Source organism: Peribacillus sp. P4_C12 (assembly GCF_056402095.1).
This window is the reverse complement of the sequence record NZ_JBFUIB010000997.1, coordinates 1-860: the sequence shown is the minus strand read 5'-3', so window position 1 is coordinate 860 and position 860 is coordinate 1. Positions and strand designations below refer to the sequence as shown.

General features: G+C 38.3%; 1 protein-coding gene and 1 pseudogene. Both read left to right on the top strand.

Features of this window, described 5'->3' with window-relative positions; genetic code table 11:
- The coding region (gene cobK, locus AC1DUW_RS30805; RefSeq protein ID WP_477644447.1) for a precorrin-6A reductase at positions 1 to 723 on the top strand (723 nt) is incomplete at its 5' end.
- Positions 724 to 735: 12 nt separating this feature from the next.
- Positions 736 to 860, top strand: a pseudogene (locus tag AC1DUW_RS30800) (precorrin-8X methylmutase); the annotation flags it as partial.

Below are 860 nucleotides of genomic sequence, written 5' to 3'. Positions count from 1 at the left end.
GAAATCCAACGGGTGGGATTCCAAGTTTTGGCAACGGTAGTGACCGAGTCGGCAGCAAAAAGTTTGCAAGATGCGAAGGTAACAACCCAAATTGGACGATTAACTGCAACAGATATGGCATCTTTAATCATCGAAGAAGGATTTCATGCGGTAGTTGATGCAAGTCACCCATTTGCAGAAGAAGCATCGAAAAACGCTCTTCAGGCAGCAAAGGAAGCAAATGTTCCTTATATTCGTTATGAACGTGAAAGTCAACGATTCCAGAATGAGAAATTGATTATGGTTCGTGATTATGCTGAAGCCGCCAAGCTTGCTGCTACAAAGCGGGGAGTTATTATGCTAACGACTGGAAGTAAAACCTTAGCGATTTTTGCTAAAGAGTTAGTAGGTCTGGAGAATACAAGAGTGATAGCGAGAATGCTTCCGCGCATTGATAATATGGAAAAATGTGCTCAGTTAGGCATAGAGCAAAAAAATATAGTCGCGGTTCAAGGTCCATTTTCAAAAGAATTGAACAAAGCGCTATACAATCAATATGGTGTCACGTTAATGATTACAAAAGAAAGTGGCAAGGTTGGATCTGTTGATGAGAAATTGGAAGCAGCATTGGAATGTGGAATTGAGACGATTATGATTTCTCGTCCCGATGTTGATTATAAAAATGTTCATTCCAGTTTTAATCTGGTCATTGCCGATTTGAAAAAACAACTAAACGAAAAATAGGAGGAATGTACGATGGATTTTAAAACAGATTTTAAACCCCTAACGGTTGATCCAGATAAAATATATGATTATAGTTTTTCAATTATTGCTGAAGAAATGGGTAATCATGATTTTTCAGAAGATGAGTGGAAGATAGT